General features: G+C 41.1%; 31 protein-coding genes, 2 pseudogenes and 2 riboswitches. Of the genes and pseudogenes, 25 read left to right on the top strand and 8 right to left on the bottom strand.

Annotation, left to right across the window (positions count from 1 at the left end; translation table 11 throughout):
• Nucleotides 1–231 precede the first annotated feature (231 nt).
• A riboswitch (ZMP/ZTP riboswitch) is annotated at nt 232–310 on the top strand.
• Nucleotides 311–377: 67 nt separating this feature from the next.
• The 3 genes from NR125_RS19255 to clpP all read left to right on the top strand — a co-directional run bounded on the left by NR125_RS19255 (nt 378) and on the right by clpP (nt 3053).
• Nucleotides 378–1577: a phosphoglycerate dehydrogenase gene (locus NR125_RS19255; RefSeq protein ID WP_192908866.1), complete on the top strand. Its 1200-nt coding sequence runs from the start codon at nt 378–380 to the stop codon at nt 1575–1577.
• 193 nt (nt 1578–1770) lie between these two features.
• Complete coding sequence (locus NR125_RS19250; RefSeq protein ID WP_071155715.1) at nt 1771–2445, top strand: sigma-70 family RNA polymerase sigma factor; 675 nt, start codon at nt 1771–1773, stop codon at nt 2443–2445.
• Between the two features lie 26 nt (nt 2446–2471).
• Complete coding sequence (gene clpP / locus NR125_RS19245; RefSeq protein ID WP_071155714.1) at nt 2472–3053, top strand: ATP-dependent Clp endopeptidase proteolytic subunit ClpP; 582 nt, start codon at nt 2472–2474, stop codon at nt 3051–3053.
• Between the two features lie 45 nt (nt 3054–3098).
• Here clpP and NR125_RS19240 read toward each other — a convergent pair whose 3' ends face one another.
• Nucleotides 3099–3758 carry a GntR family transcriptional regulator gene (locus NR125_RS19240; protein WP_009333678.1) on the bottom strand — a complete coding sequence of 220 codons (660 nt, stop codon included), beginning with the start codon at nt 3756–3758 and terminating at the stop codon, nt 3099–3101.
• Between the two features lie 294 nt (nt 3759–4052).
• Here NR125_RS19240 and brnQ point away from each other — a divergent pair, with 294 nt between their 5' ends.
• Both brnQ and NR125_RS19230 read left to right on the top strand, forming a co-directional pair.
• Nucleotides 4053–5405, top strand: coding sequence for a branched-chain amino acid transport system II carrier protein (brnQ, locus tag NR125_RS19235; RefSeq protein ID WP_009333679.1), 1353 nt, complete (start codon nt 4053–4055; stop codon nt 5403–5405).
• Between the two features lie 139 nt (nt 5406–5544).
• A riboswitch (purine riboswitch) is annotated at nt 5545–5648 on the top strand.
• 129 nt (nt 5649–5777) lie between these two features.
• A complete protein-coding gene (locus NR125_RS19230) occupies nt 5778–6647 on the top strand; it encodes a 5'-methylthioadenosine/S-adenosylhomocysteine nucleosidase (protein ID WP_009333680.1) in 870 nt (289 codons plus the stop codon).
• 371 nt (nt 6648–7018) lie between these two features.
• On the opposite strand, the gene NR125_RS19225 is transcribed toward NR125_RS19230, so the two are convergent.
• On the bottom strand, nt 7019–7324 hold the full coding sequence (locus tag NR125_RS19225; RefSeq protein ID WP_019382679.1) for a winged helix-turn-helix transcriptional regulator: 306 nt from the start codon (nt 7322–7324) through the stop codon (nt 7019–7021).
• Nucleotides 7325–7471: 147 nt separating this feature from the next.
• On the opposite strand from NR125_RS19225, the gene NR125_RS19220 reads away from it, so the two are divergent.
• The 9 genes and pseudogenes from NR125_RS19220 (at nt 7472) to NR125_RS19180 (ending at nt 13390) form a co-directional block, all read left to right on the top strand.
• Nucleotides 7472–7876, top strand: coding sequence for a DoxX family protein (locus tag NR125_RS19220; protein WP_009333682.1), 405 nt, complete (start codon nt 7472–7474; stop codon nt 7874–7876).
• Between the two features lie 17 nt (nt 7877–7893).
• On the top strand, nt 7894–8742 hold the full coding sequence (locus NR125_RS19215; RefSeq protein WP_009333683.1) for a VOC family protein: 849 nt from the start codon (nt 7894–7896) through the stop codon (nt 8740–8742).
• A gap of 23 nt (nt 8743–8765) precedes the next feature.
• Nucleotides 8766–9356 (top strand): NADPH-dependent FMN reductase, encoded by a 591-nt coding sequence (locus tag NR125_RS19210; RefSeq protein WP_071155708.1) that lies wholly within the window; start codon nt 8766–8768, stop codon nt 9354–9356.
• A gap of 119 nt (nt 9357–9475) precedes the next feature.
• Nucleotides 9476–10202, top strand: a pseudogene (locus tag NR125_RS19205) (ZIP family metal transporter).
• 76 nt (nt 10203–10278) lie between these two features.
• A complete protein-coding gene (locus NR125_RS19200) occupies nt 10279–10563 on the top strand; it encodes a YrhK family protein (RefSeq protein ID WP_009333686.1) in 285 nt (94 codons plus the stop codon).
• A 103-nt stretch (nt 10564–10666) separates the two neighbouring features.
• Nucleotides 10667–10876, top strand: a complete 210-nt coding sequence (locus NR125_RS19195; protein WP_009333687.1) for a DUF2187 family protein — start codon at nt 10667–10669, stop codon at nt 10874–10876.
• A 198-nt stretch (nt 10877–11074) separates the two neighbouring features.
• Nucleotides 11075–11803, top strand: a complete 729-nt coding sequence (locus NR125_RS19190; protein WP_256815924.1) for an MOSC domain-containing protein — start codon at nt 11075–11077, stop codon at nt 11801–11803.
• 55 nt (nt 11804–11858) lie between these two features.
• A pseudogene (locus NR125_RS19185) lies at nt 11859–12260 on the top strand (YnfA family protein); the annotation flags it as partial.
• A 218-nt stretch (nt 12261–12478) separates the two neighbouring features.
• Nucleotides 12479–13390 (top strand): SDR family oxidoreductase, encoded by a 912-nt coding sequence (locus NR125_RS19180; RefSeq protein WP_009333691.1) that lies wholly within the window; start codon nt 12479–12481, stop codon nt 13388–13390.
• Between the two features lie 52 nt (nt 13391–13442).
• On the opposite strand, the gene NR125_RS19175 is transcribed toward NR125_RS19180, so the two are convergent.
• Both NR125_RS19175 and NR125_RS19170 read right to left on the bottom strand, forming a co-directional pair.
• The gene (locus NR125_RS19175; protein WP_256815925.1) at nt 13443–13931 is read right to left on the bottom strand and encodes an MFS transporter; all 489 of its coding nucleotides are present in this window, start codon (nt 13929–13931) and stop codon (nt 13443–13445) included.
• Nucleotides 13932–13954: 23 nt separating this feature from the next.
• On the bottom strand, nt 13955–14668 hold the full coding sequence (locus NR125_RS19170; RefSeq protein WP_256815923.1) for an MFS transporter: 714 nt from the start codon (nt 14666–14668) through the stop codon (nt 13955–13957).
• Nucleotides 14669–14872: 204 nt separating this feature from the next.
• Between NR125_RS19170 and NR125_RS19165 the strand changes: the two genes are divergently transcribed.
• From NR125_RS19165 to NR125_RS19150, 4 genes are all read left to right on the top strand, one after another.
• Nucleotides 14873–15331, top strand: coding sequence for an NUDIX hydrolase (locus NR125_RS19165; protein ID WP_256815922.1), 459 nt, complete (start codon nt 14873–14875; stop codon nt 15329–15331).
• The gene (locus tag NR125_RS19160) at nt 15328–16068 is read left to right on the top strand and encodes a class I SAM-dependent methyltransferase (protein ID WP_256815921.1); all 741 of its coding nucleotides are present in this window, start codon (nt 15328–15330) and stop codon (nt 16066–16068) included. Before NR125_RS19165 ends, NR125_RS19160 begins: the two co-directional genes overlap by 4 nt.
• Before the next feature lie 100 nt (nt 16069–16168).
• Complete coding sequence (locus tag NR125_RS19155) at nt 16169–17446, top strand: hypothetical protein (protein ID WP_256815920.1); 1278 nt, start codon at nt 16169–16171, stop codon at nt 17444–17446.
• A 51-nt stretch (nt 17447–17497) separates the two neighbouring features.
• On the top strand, nt 17498–17959 hold the full coding sequence (locus NR125_RS19150) for a GNAT family N-acetyltransferase (protein ID WP_372675472.1): 462 nt from the start codon (nt 17498–17500) through the stop codon (nt 17957–17959).
• A gap of 4 nt (nt 17960–17963) precedes the next feature.
• Here the strand turns inward: NR125_RS19150 and NR125_RS19145 are convergent, their stop codons facing one another.
• Complete coding sequence (locus tag NR125_RS19145; RefSeq protein WP_071155695.1) at nt 17964–18452, bottom strand: J domain-containing protein; 489 nt, start codon at nt 18450–18452, stop codon at nt 17964–17966.
• 207 nt (nt 18453–18659) lie between these two features.
• Between NR125_RS19145 and NR125_RS19140 the strand changes: the two genes are divergently transcribed.
• A complete protein-coding gene (locus NR125_RS19140; RefSeq protein ID WP_256815919.1) occupies nt 18660–18788 on the top strand; it encodes a hypothetical protein in 129 nt (42 codons plus the stop codon).
• Nucleotides 18789–18937: 149 nt separating this feature from the next.
• Here NR125_RS19140 and NR125_RS19135 read toward each other — a convergent pair whose 3' ends face one another.
• Both NR125_RS19135 and NR125_RS19130 read right to left on the bottom strand, forming a co-directional pair.
• Complete coding sequence (locus tag NR125_RS19135) at nt 18938–19180, bottom strand: DUF2164 domain-containing protein (protein ID WP_019382696.1); 243 nt, start codon at nt 19178–19180, stop codon at nt 18938–18940.
• A 117-nt stretch (nt 19181–19297) separates the two neighbouring features.
• The gene (locus tag NR125_RS19130; protein WP_157380214.1) at nt 19298–19474 is read right to left on the bottom strand and encodes a hypothetical protein; all 177 of its coding nucleotides are present in this window, start codon (nt 19472–19474) and stop codon (nt 19298–19300) included.
• Nucleotides 19475–19563: 89 nt separating this feature from the next.
• On the opposite strand from NR125_RS19130, the gene NR125_RS19125 reads away from it, so the two are divergent.
• The 6 genes from NR125_RS19125 to NR125_RS19095 all read left to right on the top strand — a co-directional run bounded on the left by NR125_RS19125 (nt 19564) and on the right by NR125_RS19095 (nt 22643).
• Nucleotides 19564–20526, top strand: coding sequence for a LacI family DNA-binding transcriptional regulator (locus NR125_RS19125; RefSeq protein WP_009333699.1), 963 nt, complete (start codon nt 19564–19566; stop codon nt 20524–20526).
• 319 nt (nt 20527–20845) lie between these two features.
• The gene (locus tag NR125_RS19120) at nt 20846–20998 is read left to right on the top strand and encodes a hypothetical protein (protein ID WP_251156130.1); all 153 of its coding nucleotides are present in this window, start codon (nt 20846–20848) and stop codon (nt 20996–20998) included.
• A gap of 50 nt (nt 20999–21048) precedes the next feature.
• The gene (locus NR125_RS19115) at nt 21049–21522 is read left to right on the top strand and encodes a hypothetical protein (RefSeq protein ID WP_009333700.1); all 474 of its coding nucleotides are present in this window, start codon (nt 21049–21051) and stop codon (nt 21520–21522) included.
• Nucleotides 21519–22028 carry a hypothetical protein gene (locus NR125_RS19110; protein WP_009333701.1) on the top strand — a complete coding sequence of 170 codons (510 nt, stop codon included), beginning with the start codon at nt 21519–21521 and terminating at the stop codon, nt 22026–22028. Before NR125_RS19115 ends, NR125_RS19110 begins: the two co-directional genes overlap by 4 nt.
• 4 nt (nt 22029–22032) lie before the next feature.
• The gene (locus NR125_RS19105; RefSeq protein ID WP_019382702.1) at nt 22033–22218 is read left to right on the top strand and encodes a hypothetical protein; all 186 of its coding nucleotides are present in this window, start codon (nt 22033–22035) and stop codon (nt 22216–22218) included.
• A gap of 224 nt (nt 22219–22442) precedes the next feature.
• Complete coding sequence (locus NR125_RS19095) at nt 22443–22643, top strand: hypothetical protein (RefSeq protein ID WP_009333702.1); 201 nt, start codon at nt 22443–22445, stop codon at nt 22641–22643.
• Nucleotides 22644–22696: 53 nt separating this feature from the next.
• Here NR125_RS19095 and NR125_RS19090 read toward each other — a convergent pair whose 3' ends face one another.
• Nucleotides 22697–23689 carry a 3-oxoacyl-ACP synthase III family protein gene (locus NR125_RS19090; RefSeq protein ID WP_064328219.1) on the bottom strand — a complete coding sequence of 331 codons (993 nt, stop codon included), beginning with the start codon at nt 23687–23689 and terminating at the stop codon, nt 22697–22699.
• Nucleotides 23690–23709 lie beyond the last annotated feature (20 nt).

Here is a 23709-nt window from a genome sequence, read left to right as displayed (position 1 = left end):
TCAAATTTTATTTACAGATAAAATGTTATAAGCTGTTTTTATGACTGGATAACAGAAATTATTTGCGCACATTGCAGAAATGAAAATGTTATCCTAATAACTAACTTCGAAAAGCATAGTGTACAAAATAAGAAAAATATACTGTAGAAAAATAAAAAATAATTTTAATAATGTAAGCGCTTTAAATGGTTGAAGTTTTCAGAAGACTTTGATAAGATTTAAAAAACCGAAAAGGCTATGTGTAACTGGCGAGACGCGGATCACCGCGAGGGAGCACATAGTGTCGAAGCCGTTCGCCTGGGCAGAGGTAAGGGATTCTACCCTTGCCTCTTTCTGTTTTAAAATCTGACAAAGTTAGTTGAAAAGGGGAGAATCCAGTGAGTACCATGACTTTAGACAGAGTGAAGACGATTAAAACGCTGAATGCGATTGCGCCAAGCGGTCTTGAGGTGTTTAACAAGGATCAATTTACAATCGATAATGAAAGCGGCAATCCGGATGCGATTGTCCTTCGGAGCTTTAATATGCATTCAATGGAATTGGGCGATCGATTAAAAGCAATTGCCCGTGCAGGCGCGGGTGTGAATAATATCCCGGTTGAGAAATGCACTGAACAGGGCATTGTTGTTTTTAATACACCTGGTGCCAATGCGAATGCAGTAAAAGAAATGGTGCTTACTTCCTTAATGGCTTCATCCCGCAATCTCTTTGCCGGCATCTCCTGGACCAAAACGCTGAAAGATGAAGGAGACCAAATTCCTAAGCTTGTAGAATCAGGGAAAAAGCAATTTGTCGGAAAAGAAATTAAGGGGAAAACTCTCGGTGTGATCGGATTGGGGGCAATCGGGGCCCTTGTGGCCAATGATGCACTTGAACTTGATATGGATGTCGTAGGCTTTGACCCATTCATTTCGGTTGACACTGCCTGGAACTTATCCCGCAATGTTCAGCGCGCCATGACCATTGAGCAGGTGTTTGCAGAATCTGACTATATCACTGTACATGTTCCATTAACCGATGATACAAGGGAAATGTTCAATGAAGATACATTCAGCATGATGAAGAATGGTGTTCATATTCTGAATTTCTCACGCGGGGAGCTTGTGAATGAATCAGATATGGCAGCCGCCCTTGAAAGCGGAAAAGTGGGCAAGTATATTACAGATTTCCCAAATGAAAATATCCTGAAAATGAAAAACGCAGTGGCAATTCCGCACCTTGGCGCTTCAACAAAAGAATCTGAGGAAAACTGCGCTGTCATGGCAGCACGACAGGTGAAGCACTTCCTTGAAACAGGCAATGTCAAAAACTCAGTTAACTTCCCAAATGCTGCTCTTCCTTACACAGGCAAGCGGCGTGTCACTGCTTTTCATAAAAACATTCCTAATATGGTCGGCCAAATCACACTTGCTATTTCAAGCTACCAGCTGAATATTGCGGACATGGTGAACCGCAGCCGCGGTGAATATGCGTATACCATGATCGATATCGATAATAAAGTTAATGGTGATGTCATCCCTGGACTGCTTGAACAGATTAATCAAATTGAAGGCATTATCAAGTCACGAATTATATAAAAATACAGCCTCAATTCCGCAGGGATTGGGGCTTTTTTTAACTGCACGAAGGAATGAAATCAAAAAAGGTATATGACAAGTATAAAATCAGCTATCCTTAGAATAAACTGATAAAAAATATTAATCACCCGTATCTTTTTGTTCTCTTATTCCGTTATAGAAGCAGAGATGTATTAAAGGAGTGAACAGGTTTATGAAGCAAGGGAAAGTTCAGGCTGAATCAAGGGATTCCATAAAGCAGAAGGAAAGCTGTATTGCAGATATCTATCCTTCACTGCAGCGTTATAGCCGGTTTCTTGCACAGAACCGCTGGGACGGGGACGATCTGGCCCATGAGGCAATCATCCGCGCTTATAGAAGCTATTCGCCTGAGAAAATTAATCAGGCTCTTTTAAAGAAGATTGTCTATAATTGCTGGATTGACACTCTTAGAAACAGAAAGCGGGAAAAGCTTCAAGAGGCGCCGGAACGGGAAATGAAGGAGTTCAGCCCTGATGGCACAGAAGCAATCACCCATCTCCTCAATAGGCTGACATTAAAGCAGGCTGTTGTTTTCACGCTGAAGGAAGGGTTTCAATATCAAACAAAAGAGATTGCTGATATACTTCGGACCACTGAGTTTGCAGTGAAGTCCTCGCTGAACCGTGCACGGAAGCAGCTTCAGCACCCAGTGGAAGATGAGGCTGAGGATTCTTTTGCAAATGAGGAAGAAGAAAAGTTATTTCAGCTGCTGCAGCAATCAGTGGCAGCGGAAGACCCGTCCATCCTGATAAAAACCATACCTTTTCTGCGATCCCTTGAAAGTCATGCCCAGAAGCCTGTACTGCCTGTTCCATCTTCTTCTAATACTCTCTGTATGGCGGCATAGATCCGCAATGAACAGGAGGGATACAGGTGACAGCAATACCATATGTCATTGAGCAGTCCAGCAAGGGAGAACGTTCTTATGATATTTATTCACGGCTGTTGAAAGACAGGATTATAATGATAGGAGAAGAGATTAATGATGTGGTTGCCAATAGTGTGATTGCCCAGCTGCTATTTCTTGCAGCTGAATCTCCTGAAAAGGATATCTCCCTTTATATTAATAGTCCAGGCGGTTCGACAACCGCAGGGTTTGCCATCTTTGACACGATTCAATATATAAAGCCTGATGTGAGAACGATTTGTACAGGAATGGCCGCATCATTTGGTGCGATGCTTCTTCTGGCAGGAAAAAAAGGAAAACGCTACAGCCTTCCGAACAGTGAAATCATGATTCATCAGCCTCTTGGCGGAGCAAGAGGCCAGGCGACCGAAATCGAGATATCTGCAAAACGGATCATAAAGCTTAGGGAGCATATTAATGGAATTATTGCTGAACGAACTGGCCAGCCTATAGAAAAAGTAGCACGGGACACGGACCGCGATTATTTCATGACTGCCGAAGAAGCAAAGGAATACGGGATTATCGATGAAATTATCTATAAAAGCTAGAAAAAAAGAAAAAGCAGCCGATGAAGGCTGCTTTTTTCAGTTTGATCATTTTTCCTCGGAGTAGTACTCATCAATTGCCCGAAGCCAGTTGACGCGTGCAATGTGTCCGGCTTTTTCTCTGTCTTTTTGTTCAAAAGCTTTTAATATATCTTCATGTTCTTCTATTGAACGTTCTTTCAAAATAATTGTTTTATTGTAGTAAAGCCGCATGACATGAGCCTGAAGCATGGAAGCTGTATTCGAGATATAAGGATTCTGAGCAAGATCTATAATAATATTATGAAACTTCTCGTCCTGCTTCAAAGCTGTGAAGGTATCTCCTGCAATTAGAGCTTTAGCGAATTTATGATTAATATCCCTGAGTATATTAATCGTTTCCTGGCTGATAACAGGAGCAGCCAATTCTGCAGCAAGTGCCTGCAATACGCCTAAAGGGGGCAGGATTTTACTAATATCCTCAGGATTAACTGAAGTGACCTGCGTTCCAACTCCGGGAAACATTTCGACGAACCCCTGAACATTCAGCAGCTGAAGAGCTTCCCTGATGGGAGTTCGGCTGACGCCTAATGCTTTTGCTAGATCGGCATCATTCAATTTTTCTTTCGGCTGGAGTGTGCCGTCAATGATCCACTCCTGGATTTGGGAGAAGGCGCGATCCTTGGCTGACACACGGGTAGGTGATGAATAATTGGAGGGTATCGGCATAGCTGTAACCACCTTTTCATTTCATGCAATTTATCTGTGAAATTATAGTTATTTCCAATAGATTATAAATTTAGTATATAGAAGTATCTTGAAAAATTCAATATATCGCATGATTCGACAAAAAGTTTTGTGCGATATATTGCATAAGTATTTTGGATATGTTATCTTGAGTTATGCAATATATTACTAGCGTACAAAAATAATAATGTTACAGCGCAATAATTTTTCGGAAAATTTAAATTTAACAAAAAAAGTAAATCTTTTAAGACAGACAGATTAATAGGAGGAATTGAAATGACAAGCAAAATACCACTCTCATATATTGTAACAGTTGGTTTTATGCTCTTTGCCTTGTTTTTTGGGGCAGGAAACTTAATTTTCCCTGCGATGCTTGGCCAATCGGCAGGAACGAATGTATGGTCAGCGAACGCTGGCTTCATAATCACAGGTGTAGGTTTGCCTCTTCTTGGTATACTGGCATTGGGCTTCTCGGGAAAAAGTGATCTGCAATCACTGGCGAGCCGCGTCAATCCATTGTTCGGACTAGCCTTCACAGTGGCCCTGTACTTATCAATTGGTCCGCTTTTTGCCATTCCGAGAACAGCTACAGTGTCTTACGAAATTGGAATTAAGCCATATCTATCCGAAGGAAGCGGTTCAATCGGCTTAATCGTATGTTCAGTTATTTTCTTTGGAATTACCGCATTTTTCTCTTTAAATTCTTCAAAGATTGTTGATATCGTGGGGAAATATTTAACACCAATTCTTCTAATTGTAATCGCAGTTTTAATCGGTGCTGCATTTTTCAATCCAATGGGTGCATTCCAGGCTCCGACTGAAGCTTATATAAATGGTGCGTTCTTTAAAGGGTTCCAGGAAGGCTACCTGACAATGGATGCACTGGCAGCATTTGTATTCGGTATTATCGTTGTAAATGCTGTGAAGGAAAAAGGCGCAGTAACTAAAAAGGATATCATGTTATCCATTGCGAAAGCAGGTGTGATTGCTTCTGGTCTATTAGCAGTCATTTATACATCGCTTTCCTTTATTGGGGCTTCAAGTGTCAGCGGTCTAGGAACATTGGATAATGGCGGTGCGGTTCTATCTGGTGCATCTTCCCATTACTTTGGCTCATTTGGTGCGCTGCTATTAAGTGTCATTGTTTTTGGAGCATGTTTGACAACCAGCATCGGTTTAATTACAGCTTGTTCTTCATACTTCAATAAACTGATGCCAAGAGTTTCTTACAAAATGTTCGTGATTGTTTTATCTTTATTCAGCGCAGTTTTTGCCAACTTTGGCTTAAGCCAGCTTATCGCCATTTCCGTGCCTGTCTTGGTGGGAATCTATCCATTGGCTATTGCACTGATGGCTCTTACTTTCCTGCACCCAATCTTTAAAGGCAAGAAAGAAGTTTATCAGGGAAGCATGCTTTTCACATTTGTGGTAAGTTTGTTTGATGGTTTGAATGCAGCAGGCATTTCGTTTGCGCCAATCAATGACCTATTCGGTGCGATCCTTCCTTTATATGATGTTGGGTTAGGCTGGATTGTCCCTGCTATCGCGGGCGGTCTGATCGGTCTCGTTGCTTCTGCCATAAAGAATGACAGCCAATCACCTTCGGCTGAAGCAAAAAAAGCAGCATAATGATCACAGCCTCCAGTTTAATACTGGAGGTTTTTTTATGGATGAATATAGTGGGATTACGAATATTAAATAGTTAATATGAACTAAATGTTCGTATTTTAGTTGAAAACCCACGTGCTATTTGTTATATTGTCATTGTAATCTTACAAATTTCATCACTCGTATATGCTCGGTAATATGGTCTGAGTGTTTCTACCTGGTTCCCAATGAAAGAACCGGACTACGGGTTAAAGTATAGAAAAGGCTGCATTCTTTATGTCAGCTGCTTTAACTCTATGGTCTGGAAGGTAGATATCATTCTGCTTTTACAGGCCTTTTTCTATGGTTAGAACTTCGGGTGTATCAGACAACAAGAAAAGGGGAGAACGTACAATGAAAAAGAAATTAGCTTCACTCGCTGCGATTGCAGCACTGTCTGCAGCAATGCTTGCAGGATGCTCTTCGGCTGCAAAATTAGAAACCGAGGCTGAAGGTGCCCAAAAGCCAATTCTTATCCAAGGGCCAATGCCGATCGAGGCCGAAAAGTTTGCTGAACGATTAGATAAAGTTAAAGTAGAAAAATCAGGGAACTTTGTTTTTTATAAAGGAAAGCTGGACAAGTACCCAGTCATCGTTGCTAAAACCGGAAAAGGCATGGAAAATACGGCGGCTGCCACAGCAATCGCCATCGAAAAGTATGATCCAGCCGCAATCATCAATCAGGGGACTTCAGGCGGCCATGACCCAAGCCTGAATGTGTATGATATCGTTTTAGGAGAAAGAACAGTCAATATCGGATCATTGAAGACTGGTCATTTGGAAGAAGGGGAAGGGATTGAACCAACCAATTGGATCCCGATGGACCTGATGGCTTCTGAGGGAAGTGCCGGTGAAGACCCTGATGCAGAAAAGATTCGTTATTATGAGGGAAATGAAGACCTTCTTGCTGCTGCCAAAGCAGTAAAAGATAAGCACAAGAAGGGCAAAGTAGTCGAGGGGACAATCGGTTCAGCGGACCTATGGAATAATGAAGTTGACCGCATCAAATGGTTTCATGAAAACTACGGAACATCGGTTGAAGAAATGGAAGGCGCAGCAGCAGCGCAGATTGCCGGAGCATACGATGTTCCATTCCTGGGAATTCGTATTCTTTCTAATAACAAAACAAACGGAGGCCAATACGACCCCAACACTGCTGCTGCAAACCAGGATTACGTATATGAAGTCGTAAAACAGTATATTTCAGAGATAAAAGGAAAGTAAATTGGCTATTTACTTATTAGGACAGGAGAAGGACGAATCCGAGAGCATGAGTCCGAAGTCGGAGCACCTTCGGACAGAATTAAGCAAGAATCCGAGGAATTGAGTCCGAAGTCGAGGCACCTTCGGACAGAAGAAGCAAGAACCCGAGGGAATGAGTCCGAACACGGCCCCCTTCGGACAGGATAAGGATAATTCCGAGGAGTTGAGTCCGAACACGGCCCACCTTCGGACAGAAGAAGAAAGATTCTGAGAGGATGAGTCGGAACTCGCTCGCCAGTCAAAATAGGAATAAACACGATCAAAGAGATAACACAAAAAAGAGTCTTCCAAATAGGGAAGACTCTTTTTTGATATTCATATATAAATTAAGCCTATAACCAGTTCTGCGACCATTTTTCTATTTCCTTCATCAGCGGCTCCATGGCCAGGCCTTTTTCTGTCAGGGAATATTCAATTCTAACAGGAGTTTCAGGGTATACCTCGCGTTTTACGACTCCCTCATTCTCCAGGTCCTTTAACCGGTCTGAAAGAACTTTGCCGCTTATCCCGATAGAGGATTCTATACTGCAGAACCGCTGCGGCCCGTTAAGCAATTGATAAATGATCAATCCGGTCCAGCGCTGGCTCAATATGCCAATGGCTTTTTCAAATCTTGGACAAATTAGCGACTTTTCCATAATAATCACTCCTTGTTTCTTATTATAGTCATAAACTAGAAATAATTAAATCACTTTTTATAAAATGATTACTTGACGAAAATAAATATCAATATTATACTAACTTACATAAAGTAAGTAACTAACATATGATTCAAGGAGGAAAACATGAACAAAAACGAATTAGGCCATTTCATTCTGCGTGTGATTTTAGGATTTATTTTCTTTATTCATGGATTTTCAAAATTTCAGGGAGGAATAAGCAATACTGCCGGTTTCTTCGATAGTATCGGTATTCCTGGTTTTATGGCTTATGCCGTTGCTGTAATCGAGCTGGCAGGAGGCATAGCGCTTATTTTGGGCATTGGTACAAAAATGGTTTCTGTACTATTTGCTTTCATCATGCTGGGAGCTATCTTTACAGCTAAGCTGCCCGCTGGCCTGCTTGGGAACGGCCAAATGGCAGGATATGAATTAGATTTAATCTTGCTTGCTGCATCGATCTATTTTGTATTAGCAAAGGAATCACCACTGTCTCTTGGGAGCAAATTAACACAATCAAAGGCAAACTAATGAGAGGAGAAATTTACATGAACTTTCATCAAAAACCGATTACCTTTGTAGCTCAAGTCAATCTGAAAGTACAGGATCTGGAACGGTCACTGGCCTTCTATCAAGAAGCAATTGGCTTTAAAGTGTTAACAAAGACTGACAGAACTGCCCAGCTTACTGCAGATGGCAATAGTACCTTACTGACCATCGAACAGCCGGAAAATGTTGAACCTGCATTGGGAAGAACAACAGGTTTGTATCATTTCGCCCTGCTCCTCCCTAAGCGTTCTGATTTGGCTAAGATTGTGCGTCATTTCGTCGAGATTGGGCTAGAATTTGGATCTTCCGACCATCTGGTCAGCGAAGCGCTCTACCTCTCGGATCCTGATGGCAATGGGATAGAAATCTATACTGACCGTAACCCTTCCGAATGGACATGGAAAAACGGGGAAGTAAATATGACTGTTGATCCCCTGGACTTCCCTGATCTGCTGTCAATTGGGCAGCAGCAGTCCTGGAGAGGACTGCCCGGCGGTACGGTCATGGGGCATATCCATTTGCATGTGGCTGAACTGGCGAATACCGAAACGTTTTACACAGAGGGGCTGGGATTTGAAGCAGTCTGCCGATATGGCAAACAGGCACTTTTCATTTCGAGCGGAAAATATCACCACCATATTGGTTTGAATACATGGAATGGAGTAGGAGCCCCGCAGCCTTCATCGAATAGTGTCGGGCTTCAATCCTTCAAACTCATTTTTGAAAATGAAGCAGCCAGGGATCAGGCCGTGGGAAATTTGAAAAAGATAGGTGCGGCTGCAGCAGTTGAAAATAATCAGGTGATTACCGAAGACCCTTCGGGGAATCGAATTGTTTTAGGATTTTAAATTGTCATCAGGTGGTGTGAGTAATGGGTTTTTTAAATCAATTATTTGGAAGAAAATCTAAGGAGGAACAAAAAATGAACGAGAAATTAAACATTGGGATTATCTTAGGAAGCACACGTCAGGGGAGAGTTAGCCCTCAGGTCGGATCATGGGTTAAAGAAATTGCCGATAAACGCGGGGATGCCAATTATGAGATTATAGATATCGCTGATTTCAAATTGCCATTCTTAGGTGAAGCGGATTCACCGGGAATTGCTGCATGGAATGAGAAGCTTAACAGTCTGGATGGATTTATATTCATCGTTCAAGAATACAACCACAGTATTACAGGGGCATTAAAGAATGCACTTGATCTAGCTCGTGAACCTTGGAACAATAAAGCTGCAGGGATTGTAAGCTATGGCTCAACCGGCGGTGCGAGAGCTGCTGAACATCTGCGCGGAATCATGGGTGAATTGATGATAGCTGATGTGCGCGTGCATCCAACATTGTCATTATTTACTGATTTTGAAAATGGCACAGTATTTAAACCTCAAGATCTTCATCTCGATAATGTGAACGCAATGATTGACCAGGTGATATCCTGGAGCGGTGCATTAAAAACCATTAGATAGAGATTATAAGCAGAACCTTCGAGGTTCTGCTTTTTTAATCTTATTCTGAATAGCGGTTTTTAGGAAGGATCAAAAGGAAATAACTAAAGAAACAAGAGAAAATGGAAGGGGTGATCATGATGTGGAATGCTGCACTATGGGGAGGGGTCTCTGGATCAGCTGTCCTTTTAGGCGCATTGGCAGCCATGTATTTGCCCATCCAAAACAAAATGATTGGTTACATTATGGCATTTGGAACAGGTGTCCTGATTGGTGCTGCTTCATATGAGCTTCTTGGGGAGTCAGTCCATAACGGCGGCTTACTGCCGACAGGCATTGGATTTGTGGCTGGAGCCATTGTCTTTACCCTGTTTGATATCATGATTTCAAACAGGGGAGCTAAGAACCGGAAAAGATCCGGCCATAAAGCAGCAGCCAGCAGCGGAATAGTCCTTTTTGCGGGGACCATCATGGATGCCATACCAGAATCAATCATGATCGGGACAAGTCTGCTTGATGGAGGTAAGGTGAGTTTTCTATTGGTGACAGCCATTTTTATCAGCAACTTTCCAGAAGGCCTTTCCAGTACCTCGGGAATGAAAGAGCGGCTATTCAAAAAAGAAAATGATCCTCCTTTGGAGTTCGGTATTTGTCATTGCGGGAATTGCTTCGATGGCTGGATACATATTTTTGGATGGAGCTTCAATAGAGGTCATATCAGGAATTGCAGGATTTGCCGGTGGTGCAATTATTGCCATGGTTGCTTCCACGATGATGCCTGAAGCCTTTGAGGACAGTGGTCCGATGACCGGATTCATTGCAGCTATCGGTTTGCTGGCTTCATTGGTGCTTGATCATTTTTCTTGAAATTTTCCAGAAAACAACACCTATATCATGAATGTTTGACACCTTATGTGGAAAAGACAAAACAGAGGTGTTATTCATGAAGATTAGAAATATTGTAAAGGAACAGCAGGAAGATGTGCATATTGAGATAGGTGCCTACGAAATGATCATTGAAAAGCGATATAGGGTAGTATCATTTATTAATGATCTGCTTCTGGGTGTTTTATATTTTATCGGAAGTATATTATTTTTAACAGATATCAGCCAGGCGGTTTCGATATCGTTTTTCCTTGCAGGAAGCATTATGATGATCATCAGGGCAGGCTTGAATATATTGAAGGACCTTCATGTTAAAAAGATAACAGGAACAAAGAGAGAGTAAATCCATTTGAACATGAATTGGGTTTTACGGAAGGGCGAAACGGCAATACTAGCGACATAGCGAAAACCAGCTAAAAAATAAAAGTTTTTAAAGGAGAATGGCGATGACTGAAGAAACAGAGAAGGTAAGCAAAGGAAAAAAAGCGGATGTCGGCGATACGATCAGCATTTTAAGCGGTTCTGAAAAAGGAAAAAAAGGCAGGGTAATCGTGGTACGGGATAACTCAGTCATTGTTGAGCTTGGAATTAATCCGAAAAAGGATGAGCCCATAAAAACGGTGATCAGCCACAAGCGCTATAAAGTCGTTAAATAAAAAGGGAGTGTTAAAGATGAAATCTGAGCCAAAAAGAACATCTGCGTCCATACCTCCTGACGTCCGTGAAAAGATTATTCAATCGGACAAGGATGAGAAAGCAAAGCGGCAAACAAAACGGCCGCAGTAAATGATATCCATGACAGCCCAACACGCTGTCATGGGTTTTTCTGTTGGCTGAAGGGAGTGGAGTGGAAGGTGCTAATAGGACATGTTAAAGAGATTGTCCGCTATCCGGTGAAAAGCTTTTACGGGGAAAGTGTGGAAAAAACAAAAGTAATGAATTATGGCCTGTATGGGGATCGCAGCCATGCCTACCTGGATGAATCAAGGCCGGGGAAGTATTTGACGATTACTCAGTTTCCGGAAATGGTCATGTATAAAGCAGGGTTTATGGGAGAGGAAAATGAGAACATGTTTCCTCCAGTAAGAATTACTACTCCGGACGGCAGACGGATTCCCTGGGATAATAAAGAATTGCTAAAAGAAATGGAAGAGCATTCTTCCAGAAAAATCACTCCAGTGAAATATAGTCCTGCCCATGTACCTGAAGGGGCAATTGAAGAAGAAAATATTCTATTAGTGACAGACGCGTCTTTGCAAAGAATGAAGGAGCTGTGGGGCAAGGATAAGCTGGACTTCCAGCGGTTTCGCCCGAATTTAGTCATTTCCCTATTAAGAGATGAACCTTTTATTGAGGAAAGCTGGTTTGGGAAGACAATGAAGATTGGCAGCGTTGAGATTCAAGTTAAGCGGCATTGCGAACGGTGTATGATTATTACAGTAGATCCAGAGAGCGGAAAGAGGGATCCCAGTTGTTTGCATAAAAAGGTTATCAGTGAAAGGGATAATCACTTCGGTGTGTATTCCTCAGTCAGGAAGACAGGTGAAATTTCGGCAGGGGATGAGGTTTATCTTTTTGATTAAGTACATGTAAACTGGAAGCAATAAATGTTTCCGGGAATGAAAATATGTACGGGCTGGTTTAGCCGAAATGGGGGGAGGCTATTTAATTTGGGAATGGATATGGGAAGTAAGCTTATTCCTGGTGAATCGGCAAAGCGGGTTCATCTTTGGCATCATAAGGCGATTCCTGGCCTTCCCATTTTTTGGAAGAGTGTATGCCGCATGTAATGGGGTTTTTATAGTTCTATCCATCCTCAGGGGTAGGGGCATAGACAAGAAGGCACCGGATCTATATGACTGGAATGGTGAATTAGTTTGTCTGGCGGTGGCTTCCATGAACCTCTTCGCACCGAATCATCAAGGCTATTTTTTATACCTTTTTATTTTAAATGACAGGGTAGTATTGCTTATATGTGGGTTGACAATGGAAAGGAGGCCTCATCCCTATCACTGGCAATCGCAGACTCTGAGCATTTGAATTATACATAATCTTCACTTTTTCATCTGACTGGCTGACTAATAAAAATTTTACTTCCGGTGAGTAATAAAACGGCTCCATATCCTTCTCCTCCTCGGCATCTCTCCATTCACTTTATGCACTTCTGCACGGTTTGATGCAAATTCCCGTATATCGGGAGAACAAATTGGGCATTTTCCGCATATTTTAGTCAGGAGTGGAATATTAGGAGGGTTTCTATGCCTGATCGGAAAAAAGAATATCCCATGCACCCTAATTATGGGAAAATAACCCGTTATGAAGAAGTGGCGATTACAGTACCGGAGCAGCGGCAATTTCGGCAGCCGGGGACAGAAGGACTAATGGTTCCGAGACCAATCATTGAGAATCCCAATTATATTGGTACAGGCAAACTTGCGGGAAAAGTGGCGCTCATCACGGGAGGAGATAGCGGCATTGGTGCTGCGGCGGCAATAGCTTTTGCAAAAGAAGGGGCAAATGTAGCAATTTCGTATTTGGATGAACATGAGGATGCGAATCGGACTAAATCAAGAATCGAAGAAATCGGGCAAAGCTGCTTATTGCTTCCGGGAGATGTGAGGGAAAAAGAGCATTGCGCCGACATTGTGGAAAAAACAATTCAAACCTTCGGGCAACTGGATATCCTTTGCAATCATGTCGGAATTCAGTTCCAGCAATTAAGCCTGCTCGATATTACGGATGAGCAATTCGATGATACCTTTAAAGTGAATGTGTATTCTCATTTTTACACAACGCGGGCAGCTCTCAGATACTTAAAAGCCGGAAGTTCAATTATAAATACATCATCAGTAGTCGCATACTATGGGAATGAGCAATTAATCGACTATTCCGCGACAAAAGCAGCTAATGTTGGCTTTACCAGGGCACTTGCCAATAATTTGGCAGCAAAGGGGATTCGCGTAAACGCGGTGGCTCCAGGCCGTTTCTGGACACCGCTTATTCCGTCCAGTTTCTCCGCGGACGAGGTCACATTAGCCGGCAACCCGATGGACCGGCAGGGACAGCCATTTGAGCTTGCGCCAACTTTTGTATACCTTGCATCAGATGATTCAAGATTTGTAACCGGGCAAACCCTTCATGTTAATGGAGGACAGATTACATCCTCATAAAATGGGCCATTCCCCAGGATTAAGGGGAAGGCCCGTTCTCAAATTCTCCTTCTTAAACATTTTGACCCATCTGTTCAGCCTTTACCGGCTTTCTCGAAAAGAAAATCACCAGAATGACTGTGGTAATCAGGGACCCATGGAATATCCATACCATCTTAGATAATGATAAAGACTCCAATAAAACAGGAGCGACAGCGAATCCGAGGGCAAAACCTAGAGATTTTAAGAGCATGCCTACTCCAAAAATTCTCCCTCTAATATGATTATCTGTCTTTTGCAGGATTGTCGCATGCAGAGTAGTAAAGCAGGCATCAAAAATACCGGTTAAAAAGGCAAACGGCAGGATAATCCATAAGCTGCTATTTGAGAGGAAGGTGATAAATCCTGCTGACATAAGCATCGCTGTAAAAAAACAAGCATAATATAAACGGCTCCCCTGCAGGCTTTTCAGCTTTGGCAGAATCATGGTTGCCAGTACGGAACCAATCCCCCAAACGCCCCAAATCAACCCGTAATAGAAACTTTGTTTGCTGCTGTCGATGTTTTCAGCGAGCAGCGGAATCCCTAAGTTATGTGAAGCTCCTGCAAATGCGCCTGAGAGGAAGACAATATGACAATATTCACCAGAAGCAGCATCGGTTTAAGTAATATAAACGAATAAACTTCTTTCAAATCCCTGCCAATGCTGGCCAGTTTTTCTTTAAGGCCGCTGCTGATTTTTTTATTCACAGCCGATTCCGACGTTTGCCATTTCATTTTTAATAAAACGAGTGCTGAAATGACGTATGTGGCGGCATCAATGATTAAAGTTATCTGGTATCCGAGGAAATCAGTTATGACTCCAGCCCCGATAAAACCAAACACCAGACTGACAGATGTTAATCGGGAAATTAACGCATTCGTCTCAAGTACCTTATCCTCGCCAAAAATCTGAGGGATTTCTGCGCTGTAGCTAACTGCAAAAAAGCTTGATGTCAATCCGATAAAGAAGCAGACAATGAGAATCATGATTGGATTTGGAAAAGGTATTAAGCCTAAAATGATGACTGCCCGGAATACATCTGTCCAAATCATAATTTTTCGGCGGTCAAAGCGATCGGCCAGAACCCCTGAGAAAAGACTTGATAAAACGCCGCCAAGTGTCCTGATGGCCATTGTCGCTGCAAGCCAGGCAGAGCTTCCGGTGGCCGCATACATGAGCACATTAATGGCAATCAGGTCCATGAACGTACCCAAATCGGAAAAAGCTTTTACATACAGAAAAATTTTACGGTTCATGCGTGTCTCCCTAGTTTTCAAAGATGTTTTCTGTTTTATTTTAAAGATTTTGAATTTAATTCGCAATACGAAACTTCAGATCTTTAATTTGCTGATTTGGCATTCTTTATAAAGGATAATCACATAAGAATGTGGAATACATGATTGGTCAAATTTGAAAGCAAGACTGAATTTAAAAGCACATTATACAAAGAAGGTAAGAGAATGAGCAATATATTCGGGAATCAAAAAAAAGGACTTGATTATAAAATACGCAAGGGTGCTTACGCTGTCATATTCAACCCGGAAAATGAAAAAGTATTAACTGTGCAAACTCAGTCTGGCCATTACTTTCTCCCAGGCGGAGGAATAGAAAAAGGTGAAGGGAAAATCGAATGTCTGAAAAGGGAAGTACAGGAGGAGACCGGCTATGAGATTTCAAATTTATTCTTTATCGGTAATGCAAAGAGCTATTTGCCGCAGACCAAGAAAAGGCCAATGCTAAGTGACGGGTATTTTTATCTGGCTGATCTGGCGGATAAAATACAAGAGCCGACTGAAGAAGACCATGCAATAAAGTGGATTGAAACTGAAAGAATAGCAGAATTGCTGGTTCACAGTCACCACATATGGGCGGTCCAGAAAGGGATAGGATATAAAAAGCAGGAGGGGGAAGATGAATGATTGCCTACTACGGGGAACTCTGCACAAAGATGTATGAAAGTGATAAATCAATGGCAGAGGGTCCAGAGTTGAGCTTTTATCTGTCATATGTAAAAGACAGGAAGATGAAAGTATTGGAGCCGATGTGCGGAAATGGAAGAATGCTCATACCTTTTATTCAGCATGGCATCGAGACTGATGGTTTTGATGTTTCACAAGACATGCTGAAAGTCTGTAAGGAAAAAGCTGAGAAATTAAACTTAAATCCTAATGTTTTTCAGGAAAAGATAGAAGAGTTTAAAAGTACTAACAAATACGATTTAATTATGATCCCGTATGGTTCTTTTTCACTTTTGCCTGACTCTCTGGTAAATATAAGTCTTCAAAATTTAAAGAATGCCCTAAATGAAGGCGGTAAAATGCTTCTTACCATTGTAGAAAAAGATAATGAAGTAGAAGAAGCTGCAGAATGGACAGAAACGAACAGGAAGGAATTAGAGGGGCAGACCATTATTGAAAATAGAAAAATAGCTTATGATGATGAAACGAAAATCCTGCATATCCAGCTGAAGTATGATGCTGTTGGAGAGGGAACCGCAGAAAGAACAGAATTGATGGATTTTCCTATACGGCTCTATGATCCAGGTGAATTCAATAGAGTACTCAAAGATAACGGGTTTAGGCAAATCGCCGTTCATGAAGTTAGAGATGGGTACGGAGATGGACAATCTTTTCCTGTTTATGAATGTACGAAATAACAAGCTGTCATCTTGACGGCTTTTTTCAGCTTTGTTGGCGGGATAAGGGGTTTTTTATCAAATTACTAAGTGCCAGCATTCATCAGAGAGGGGTGCTCATATGGAACTAGAAGAAAAAAGGGAGTCATCTGAACGTTTGAGGCTGAATAAAAAGATCATGTGGGGAATAACGATTATTTCGATCCTCTTAGCGATGTTCTATATAGATAAGCAAAAGGTATACAAGGAAGAAAAACCGCCAATGCCCACTGTACTATTAGGGGAGCAGGAGTTACATCCAATCTTAAGCACTTATACATGGAACGCAGGAAAAATTGAGAAGGAGATAAAAGATCTTACCAAATTGATTGAATATCAGCATGCTGAATTTCGCGAGAATCTTAACATAGAATTTCCTAAAGATCAGCAGCCCATCTTCATTGCTAGAGGAAATTACTATAATGGCGGGATTCAAGTAGAGCCTTATCAAACTCTTTATAGTAATTTTACACTATTAAGAAACGAATCCCGCAAAGAAATATATTCTATAAAAGCCTACTGGAAGGATGGCAAGCGGGCTGAATATATCATACCTGTTAACATTAAAGAGGTTAGTCCGGAAAAGAACTATCTGGCAAGGAATAAAGGGTATCATTCACTTCTGATTGTTGGAGATACTGATAAAAATGTAATTGATGAACTCTATTCGGAACCATTGCACTTTCTTTTCGAAACAAGCAATTCATTAGGTCTAAAGGATGTAAATGATATTTATCCTGAATTACAAGTAAAGGAAGAGCCAAGTTATATTTTATTTGATCATAAGAAGGAAGTATTTCGCGCAGCTTCTCTAGAAGAGTTATTGAAATATATGAAAGAAAATACGTATTCTAAAAAAAGCACAATAGAGGGAAAAGTCACAAAGCTGGATCGAAATTTAGGAGTAATCCAAGTGGATGATAAAATTTTTACTGCTGCAGATATGGAAGAGGTTAAAGTTGGACAGAAAATCTCTTTAGAGGTGATTCAGCTAAATAAGGACATCCCTTACTATCGAGCAATCGAAAACATCAATGTGATAAAAGCTCCTGACACGGTCTTTTCCGCTGCTAAATGGCTAGCGAAGGATGCTGAAAAGGTTTCTATTCTTGCTATTGGACCATCTGCCTTTACTGAGCAGTTTAAATCTCCAAATAAGGAAGACTTCAAGCTGGTGGAAAATATAGAGATTCAAGAGACACTAACATTAAAAAATGGAGAGGCAATCACAGATGCTGCTGTTTATGTATTTAATGATAAGGAATTAGTTTTTCAGAGGGACGAATTTGACCAGCTCCTGAACTATTTATTTGAGTTTGAAATGTTAATGCCTGCTAGAAAGGAAAGAAACGGTCTTTAGTGCAGCGAAAGGGGAATAAAGGGTGACTGCTCCTATTATCAAAACAGACAGATTAATAGCGATCTGTCTCATTTAATGGAAATTTTCTCTGACCCGGTGGCCATGAGATTTTATCGCTCAACAAAAACAAGAGAACAGGCCGAAGAATGGATCAGCTGGACCTTGCATAATTATCGGACGCATGGTGTGGGCCTTTGGGTTGCGGAAGAAAAAACATCCGGCAGGTTTTTGGGGCAGTGCGGAATTACCCCCCAGGATACAGGCGGCGTTACAGAAATGGAGATTGGCTATTTGTTTGCCAGGCGTGAATGGGGAAAAGGCTATGCGGCGGAAGCGGCATTAGCCTGTAAGGAATATGGGTTTAAAAGCTTAAAATATAAAAAGCTGGTTTCCATTATAAATGTGAAAAATTTTGCTTCTATCCGTGTTGCGGAAAAAGCTGGCATGAAAAAGGAAAAAACATTTCTCAGAGCGGGAAATAAGATGTATGTATATTCCATATCAAACGGTTAGCATTTTAGATGATGTTTTTATAATGTTCATTAAATACCTTAAAAAGCCTTTCATCACCGCCTCGGTCTGGATGGAGGGCTTTTAGCAGTTTCTTGAATTCTTTACGGATCAATTGCACATCCTCATCAGGCTTCAGCCCCAGGAGCCTTCCAGGCTTGATTTCTTCATCAGCGATCATATTTTGGGCTTGTATCATTCTCTTCAATGATCTAACTTTGGATTCCTCTATTTGGACTCTAGTATTCAGGATCTCTATTTGTCCTTTAAGGTCTTTAACTTGCACGAGGATCCCTTCTAGTTTTTGCTGATAAAGCTCTTCATATTTTTTGATGATGAAATCATTGAGATCCTTCGTCTTAATTGTGTAGCTGATTTGCCTCCTGGGGCTTCGATCCGCTTTCATTTTTCCTTCTTCAATCCAGCGCTCAATGTCGGCCCCATTCGCCTTTATTCCAGCTTTATGTAATTGTGCCACAGCATCAGTAATGTTCATGCTTCATGCTCACTCTCTATAAAATCTATTTAGCATTCAAAAACATCATATCACTGAACACTTTCAGAAAAATAACAAGCAGATAACATAGTATTAAAGTTTATTTACACTGGTAACGCCATCATTTCGAAGAACTGGAATTATTAGAAAATTAGGTGGAATCTTGGTATAATGTAAAAAAATGGATGAGGAAGGATGGGGATAATATTGAAGAAAATGTTTAAATTTGCAGTATGGGTCGCTGCTTTACCGTTTATTCTGCTGTGGACAATCTTTTTTGATTCGAGCGGAAACTCTGCCATGTTTGTGAATGATGTATTAAATGATAAAAAATAGGTTGAAGAAATCCTATGTTTAAGTTTGATTGTTAGCTGAACCAATCGGACCGTATGGGCAGCTGGACTCCCGTACATCCTCAGTTGAACCTTTGAGTGAGGGAGTCTTATGCCCGTTAGACTGCTGTAAAGTGAAACTTCAACAAACAATTACTTTATAGGGCGCTCGAGAGTCAGGATTTCATCCTCCATTGAAGCATATTGCTGCTCCACTACATGCTTAACATCTGAAATTGCTGCATTGTAAAAATGCGGGGCCAATGACTCTTTAACAAAATCCAGCACCCTTTCTGCACCGAACTCAGATATTTCCTCATCTCTTTCTTCAGAGAAAAAAATCTGGATATCCTCGATCATCTTTTGCTGCTGCTCTTTTGTTATTTTTAAAAACATGCCATGCCTTCCTTTCGGTTTTGGATACATGTTACTATACACGGAAATTTTATCAAAAGGGAGGCTGTTATTTTTAAAAGAAATATGTACAGCAGGAAAATGGAGAGCTCCTGCCAACTACTTATGTGATGATTCATCGCCATAGACATCAAAGAGAAGGCTGTAATAATCTTTTACATAAATGTCTTTGTTTGCAGCTTTCTTTTTCGGATAGAGAGAAATAGGGATAGATGACAAGGCAAGAATCGAGCTGCATAATAGAACCAGATATAATATTCCAGATAGAATGAACATTTAGGATACCTCCTTGAGTTGTTAAAAAAAGCTTAAATTATGAAACGCATTTCATAGCAAGAAAAAATGAAAAAAAATTAGGTGGTTTTATGGCAAATATAAAAGACATCGCTAAAAAGGCAGGAGTTTCAGTTACGACCGTATCCAGAGTGCTGAATAATCATCCTTATGTAAGTGAGGATAAAAGGGAAGCTGTCTTGCGGGTGATGGAGGAATTCAATTATCAGCGAAATATTAATGCAGTCCATTTAAGTAAAGGGGAAACACTTCTTATAGGGGTCGTAGTTCCTTTTACCAATCATCCTTATTTCGGCCAGCTGGTAGAAGGGATTGCAAATGAGGCCATGAAAAACAACTATAAATTAGTTCTTTTTCAAACAAATTACGAGGAAGACAGGGAGATTGAAGCTCTAAAAATGCTTCAGCATAAACAAATCGACTCTTTAATCATCTGTTCCAGAATCTGCGAATGGGATGTCATCAATCAGTTTACCGAGTATGGCCCCATTGTTCTCTGTGAAGATGCGAGGAATCGTAATGTATCATCTACTTTTATCGACCATTACATGAGTTTCTCTAATGCTTTAGAGTATCTGCATAACAAAGGGCATCAGAAAATCGGGTATTGCATTGGAAGAAAGACTGGTGCCAACAGCAGGCAGCGCGGAAAGGCTTATGCTGATTTTTTAAAACGAATTGACGAACCATATAAGGAAGAATTTATCTTCTATGAATGTCTGCATTTTGAGCATGGCGAAGAAGTGGTCCAGCGATTATCGAACATGGATAATCCCCCATCTGCTCTGCTGGTAACAAATGATTTTGCTGCTGCCGGAATAGTAACTTCCTGCAGGGAAAACGGCATCCATATTCCGGATGATCTGGCAATCATGGGATTTGATAACCAGCCAATAGCCAAAATCATGCACATTACAACACTTGAAATTCCGCTGGTTCAAATGGGAAGGCAGCTGCTTCTTCAAGCGATTGATGGTAAAAAGCACACACATCAGGAGATATCGGTGAAGCTGATCGAACGGCAAACCGTATAGCATTAAGTTGTTTGAAGCGGCTGCGCTCAGCCGTTTTTTTATTTATTTGTTTTTGCAATTTAAAGATATCAGAGGGTGTCCATTCTGACAGCTGAAAGAGAAATCTTATGAAATGAGTCTGAACAATGCTTATCTTCGGACAGGAGAAGATGTAATCCGAGGGAACGAGTCCGAACATAGCACATCTTCAGACAGAAGGAGATGAAATCCATGGAATGAGTCCGAACAAGGCTCATCTTCGGACAGGAGAAGAAAAAACCCGTGGGAATGAGTCCGAACAAGGCTCATCTTCAGACAGAAGGAGAAGAAATCCGAGGGAGTGAGTCCGAACATAGCACATCTTCAGACAGATGAAGAAGAAATCCCTGGGAGTGAGTCCGAAGAAGGCTCATCTTCGGACAGGGGAAGAAGAAATCAGTGGGAGAGAGAAATCCATAGAACGGGTCGAACTACAAAACAACCATCAGAATAATTGTCAATTTCCAAGCCAATACTAACAAAAAAGTATGGGACTGATGTTACATGGGATTTGTACTTATAGTTTTTCTAGCCTGGCTGATGCTAATGCTGTTTACATCGATGAATAAAAATCTGACATTTATTGAAAATACCTTCGTCTATTTGGTGGCGTTAGTCATCAATATTAATTTTACATGGATTGTGTATGAAGAGTTGAATATGGCGAAGATTTCCCAGCAGATCTTAGATAATTCCGCGTTCTTAATACATAGAAGTATAACCCTTCCGCTCACAGTTGCTATCACACTGAATTTATTCAGGACAGCGCCTTCCTTTGGTTCAAAAATTTTTAAAACCATCCTGTCAGTGTTGTTCCTTGTTTTGGCAGTGGTGATTGCCCTTTATTTTGACATTGTGGATTATAGAAAGTGGAATATCGGTTATGAAATAATATATTTATTCCTCCTGCATTTAGTGGTTCAATCCCTGCTGAAGTATTTTGGACAGCTTAAAACTAAAGGGGTGAACGAAGCATGAAATTATGGGAGGATTTCGGCGGCAATGAGCTCTTTCTCTTATTAACTGCTGCTGCTGCCTATCTTGTATATTTTTTACTTATAAGAAGGCCGGATAAGCTGGCCAAACAAATCAGAATCCTGAGCCTGCTTTGGGGAATGTCCATTGGCATTCTATATGATTTCACAATAGGCGGAGGCAGGACTGATTTTTATAAGATAAACGATTTAAATAATTATGAAGTGACAGATGTTCTTTATTATTTATTATTCGCGCCATTCGGCTACTTCTTTTTTTATTTTTATGAAAAAATGAAGATCGGCAAAAAAACATTCATTATATATGTTTTGGTATGGGCGTTATCAGGTGTTTTCTTTCAATGGGTGTTAACTGCTGCAGGTATCATTACCCTGCAGAAAGAGTATCGGATCGCGCACTCTTTTCCTATCTTTCTGCTGACTCAAACACTGACAGGAGTTTATATCCAGGTGCTCAAATCCAAAGAACAGCTTTCAGCAGGAGAATAGACAAATGAAGGCGGCCACATCAGGGATGGCCGCATTTTCTGTTTTTCATGAAACCTTTTCCGGCTTCTGCTCGTATTTAATATTATCAGTAGCAGAATGGGAGAAAAAAAATGTCCTAAGTGCGGATCTAGTGAATTGGGGAAAGGGAACCATTCGGGTTATGGAGTTATGTTCCCTGTCAACAAGATGAGCATCGGTTCTGATATTGAATATCTTATTTGCACCAGCTGCGGTATTATCATTGAAGGGTACGTGAAGAAGCCGAGAAAATTTATAAGTTCAAAATTTTAAAAAGTCTTTTTAAATTATGAAAAATGCTTACCAGGAAAATTAAAATTCTAAGGTGTATAATAACTATTCTAGAGATTCAATCTCAATTAATCTGAAAAGCTATAGGAGCACCAAGATAAGATCATGAAAAAATATAAATTAAAGAACCATTTTAAAGGATTAAAGAAGGGAACGCACTTTTACCTGATTGCTGAATCTGAATTTATTGGCATTAAAGAGTATGTTTTGCGGACAAAAGACTTAGCGGTCAGGATTTCCATTAATGAAAGCGAGCTGAACAGGCATTTTACTTTAATGCACAGTTATGCATCCAAAGAGGATTAATTCCTCCACTTTATTGTGCTGTAACATAATAAAAAAGCCCCGTATAGGCGGCCTTAAATTAGTACTCTCGATGTTTGACCCCAGCGCATGACAATGGCTCCCCAGCCGAGACCTGCACCATATCCAGCCAGTACAACTACATCCCCGTCTTTTATTTTGCCTTCCTTCACTTCTTCATGAAGCCCAATAGCTATCGTAGGTGCAGAAGAGTTTCCGTAATATTGTATGGTTTTGGTATGAACTTTTTCCATAGGAAAGCCGAGGCGTGCTGTACCTGCTTCAATGATACGCAAGTTGGATTGGTGAGGGATGATGAAATCCACTTCTTGCAGGCTCAGGCCAGAGAGTTCCAAAACTTTATGAACCGCTTTGGGAAATCTGTCTACTGCAAATTCAAAAACGGCTCTTCCGTCCATCTTGATGTGCTTGTTTTCATCAAGATGAAGATATTTTCCCCCGCTTCCATCCATTTGCATATGGATGCCGAGAATACCATTGCTTTTATCCACCTGCCCTAAGACAACAGCAGCAGCTCCATCTGAAAACAGCAGCGCCGTCTTTTTATCCATCGGATTCAAGAGGGAGGAGCATTTGTCGACAGCAATGACTAATACGTTTTTATACAATCCTGTCTGAACAAATTGGGCCCCGGTTGCCAGGGCAGTGATAAAGCTGGAACAGCCTGAATGAAGGTCCAGCCCTGCACAATGTGCAGCACCGATTCTATCCTGAACCAGCGCAGCCGTAATGTGGGTGTCATGTGTGTTTGTTCCAATAATGACCATGTCAATATCCTTCGGGTTGACCCCTGCGTCTTCTATCGCACGTTTTCCAGCAATTTCGCACATATCTGTAAGTGATGAGTCTGGAGATTCGTAGCGTCTTTCCAGTATGCCCGTTTTTCTGCATATTTCTTCTTGTGTAATACCGAAACGTCTGGCAATCATCTCATTTGTTATAATATTTTCTGGAATGTTTACACCGATTCCTAAAACACCTGCACTGAACAAAGCAATGACCTCCTCGGATGAGTTAATTTTTACCATTACATTTTATCACATAATTG

This window comes from Cytobacillus sp. Bac17 (assembly GCF_024519925.1).
GTDB classification, from domain to species: domain Bacteria; phylum Bacillota; class Bacilli; order Bacillales; family Cytobacillaceae; genus Cytobacillus; species Cytobacillus pseudoceanisediminis.
The sequence above is the reverse complement of the archived record's forward strand: the minus strand, read 5'-3'. Positions and strand labels throughout refer to the sequence as shown.

What these genes read in the sequence shown, in the direction of transcription:
- NR125_RS19250 (WP_071155715.1), top strand. Translation starts at nt 1,771, where the DNA reads ATGAAGCAAGGGAAAGTTCAGGCTGAATCAAGGGATTCCATAAAGCAG.
- NR125_RS19240 (WP_009333678.1), bottom strand. Translation starts at nt 3,758, where the DNA reads ATGCCGATACCCTCCAATTATTCATCACCTACCCGTGTGTCAGCCAAG.
- brnQ (WP_009333679.1), top strand. Translation starts at nt 4,053, where the DNA reads ATGACAAGCAAAATACCACTCTCATATATTGTAACAGTTGGTTTTATG.
- NR125_RS19230 (WP_009333680.1), top strand. Translation starts at nt 5,778, where the DNA reads ATGAAAAAGAAATTAGCTTCACTCGCTGCGATTGCAGCACTGTCTGCA.
- NR125_RS19225 (WP_019382679.1), bottom strand. Translation starts at nt 7,324, where the DNA reads ATGGAAAAGTCGCTAATTTGTCCAAGATTTGAAAAAGCCATTGGCATA.
- NR125_RS19220 (WP_009333682.1), top strand. Translation starts at nt 7,472, where the DNA reads ATGAACAAAAACGAATTAGGCCATTTCATTCTGCGTGTGATTTTAGGA.
- NR125_RS19215 (WP_009333683.1), top strand. Translation starts at nt 7,894, where the DNA reads ATGAACTTTCATCAAAAACCGATTACCTTTGTAGCTCAAGTCAATCTG.
- NR125_RS19210 (WP_071155708.1), top strand. Translation starts at nt 8,766, where the DNA reads ATGGGTTTTTTAAATCAATTATTTGGAAGAAAATCTAAGGAGGAACAA.
- NR125_RS19200 (WP_009333686.1), top strand. Translation starts at nt 10,279, where the DNA reads ATGAAGATTAGAAATATTGTAAAGGAACAGCAGGAAGATGTGCATATT.
- NR125_RS19195 (WP_009333687.1), top strand. Translation starts at nt 10,667, where the DNA reads ATGACTGAAGAAACAGAGAAGGTAAGCAAAGGAAAAAAAGCGGATGTC.
- NR125_RS19180 (WP_009333691.1), top strand. Translation starts at nt 12,479, where the DNA reads ATGCCTGATCGGAAAAAAGAATATCCCATGCACCCTAATTATGGGAAA.
- NR125_RS19170 (WP_256815923.1), bottom strand. Translation starts at nt 14,668, where the DNA reads ATGAACCGTAAAATTTTTCTGTATGTAAAAGCTTTTTCCGATTTGGGT.
- NR125_RS19165 (WP_256815922.1), top strand. Translation starts at nt 14,873, where the DNA reads ATGAGCAATATATTCGGGAATCAAAAAAAAGGACTTGATTATAAAATA.
- NR125_RS19160 (WP_256815921.1), top strand. Translation starts at nt 15,328, where the DNA reads ATGATTGCCTACTACGGGGAACTCTGCACAAAGATGTATGAAAGTGAT.
- NR125_RS19155 (WP_256815920.1), top strand. Translation starts at nt 16,169, where the DNA reads ATGGAACTAGAAGAAAAAAGGGAGTCATCTGAACGTTTGAGGCTGAAT.
- NR125_RS19145 (WP_071155695.1), bottom strand. Translation starts at nt 18,452, where the DNA reads ATGAACATTACTGATGCTGTGGCACAATTACATAAAGCTGGAATAAAG.
- NR125_RS19135 (WP_019382696.1), bottom strand. Translation starts at nt 19,180, where the DNA reads ATGTTTTTAAAAATAACAAAAGAGCAGCAGCAAAAGATGATCGAGGAT.
- NR125_RS19130 (WP_157380214.1), bottom strand. Translation starts at nt 19,474, where the DNA reads ATGTTCATTCTATCTGGAATATTATATCTGGTTCTATTATGCAGCTCG.
- NR125_RS19125 (WP_009333699.1), top strand. Translation starts at nt 19,564, where the DNA reads ATGGCAAATATAAAAGACATCGCTAAAAAGGCAGGAGTTTCAGTTACG.
- NR125_RS19115 (WP_009333700.1), top strand. Translation starts at nt 21,049, where the DNA reads ATGGGATTTGTACTTATAGTTTTTCTAGCCTGGCTGATGCTAATGCTG.
- NR125_RS19110 (WP_009333701.1), top strand. Translation starts at nt 21,519, where the DNA reads ATGAAATTATGGGAGGATTTCGGCGGCAATGAGCTCTTTCTCTTATTA.
- NR125_RS19105 (WP_019382702.1), top strand. Translation starts at nt 22,033, where the DNA reads ATGAAGGCGGCCACATCAGGGATGGCCGCATTTTCTGTTTTTCATGAA.
- NR125_RS19095 (WP_009333702.1), top strand. Translation starts at nt 22,443, where the DNA reads ATGAAAAAATATAAATTAAAGAACCATTTTAAAGGATTAAAGAAGGGA.
- NR125_RS19090 (WP_064328219.1), bottom strand. Translation starts at nt 23,689, where the DNA reads ATGGTAAAAATTAACTCATCCGAGGAGGTCATTGCTTTGTTCAGTGCA.